This window comes from Lentimicrobium sp. S6 (assembly GCF_013166635.1).
Classification (GTDB): Bacteria; Bacteroidota; Bacteroidia; order Bacteroidales; family UBA12170; genus UBA12170.
In genome coordinates, this window is sequence record NZ_JABKBZ010000281.1 from 1 (window position 1) to 494 (window position 494).

The window sequence follows — 494 nt, forward strand, 5'->3', positions numbered from 1 at the left end:
AGTGTTTGTTTAAGCACAGAAACAGAAACTTACTACAGCACAGATTTAGTAATAGACACCATGGAAACCCAATGGTTATTAATACCTGAGGAGGCTGGAGAAATCACAGAAATGCACGATAGTGTCTTAATTGCTTGGAACCCCAATTTTCAAGATACCGCTTGGCTACAAGTAAGAGCAGTAAACGAGTATGGCGAGAGTGCCTACTCCGCACCCAAAGAAATTATTGTTTACCCTCCCCTCATTATAGCAGACATTACAGGTCCCGATAGCCTTTGTTCTGCCAGCAATACACAAACCATTTTCACTACCACACTAGAAGATGAGAGCCAAGAAATCAACTGGTATCTACAGCCAGAAAGCTCTGGAACTATCCTAAACCAAAAAGATACTGCCATTATCACATGGAACCCAACATACGAAGGACAAGTCAATCTAAAAACAGGAATCCTCAATAAATGTGATATAGAGGAGTTTTCTAATGAGAAAGAAGT

At 40.3% G+C, this 494-nt stretch carries 1 protein-coding gene; it reads left to right on the forward strand.

All coding sequences use genetic code 11. The features are described from left to right. Window positions 1-494, forward strand: a 494-nt coding sequence (locus HNS40_RS22735) for a hypothetical protein (protein ID WP_172284988.1), incomplete at both ends; no start/stop codon positions are given.